1 protein-coding gene is annotated in these 554 nt (G+C 48.0%); it reads right to left on the bottom strand.

What is annotated here, in order from left to right; genetic code table 11:
• Positions 1-82: 82 nt before the first annotated feature.
• Positions 83-554, bottom strand: a 472-nt coding sequence (locus A3761_RS06885) for a flagellar hook-basal body complex protein (RefSeq protein WP_156491695.1), incomplete at its 5' end; no start/stop codon positions are given.

Here is a 554-nt window from a genome sequence, read left to right as displayed (position 1 = left end):
ACGGACACTGCAAACGCCTTAGCCTAAGCTCTGCAATTATCTAGCCAACCCAAACAAGGAAGGCTATGAGCGAAATTCAGTACTAGATATTCAAGATAGTTTGCTGGATTGTATCGGCCGTCTCAATGGTCTTGGAGTTGGCCTGATAGTTACGCTGCGCAACAATCAGATTTACCAGCTCAGCAGATAAATCAACATTCGATTGCTCAACTGCAGAGGCCGTTAATAGACCCAAAGACGCCGTACCAGGCGCCCCGACAATCGGGTCACCCGAAGCAAAAGTCTGCACCCAAACACTATCGCCATCAGGTGATAAGCCTTCTACGTCATTGAAGTTAGCCAAAGCTGCCTGCCCTAGAACCAAAGACTCACCGTTGGAGAAACGAGACAGAATGACACCCGACTCATCGACATCCAGACCGACTAATCGACCTGTGGTATAACCATTCTGACTTAAGTCATTTACAGCAAACGGGCTACCAAACTGAGTAAACGATGATACATCTACCTCAAAGTTTGAGCTAGTTGGCGGCTGAGGAATCGGCAAAACCCCG

Source organism: Oleiphilus sp. HI0123 (genome assembly GCF_001635315.1).
The sequence above is the reverse complement of the archived record's forward strand: the minus strand, read 5'-3'. Positions and strand labels throughout refer to the sequence as shown.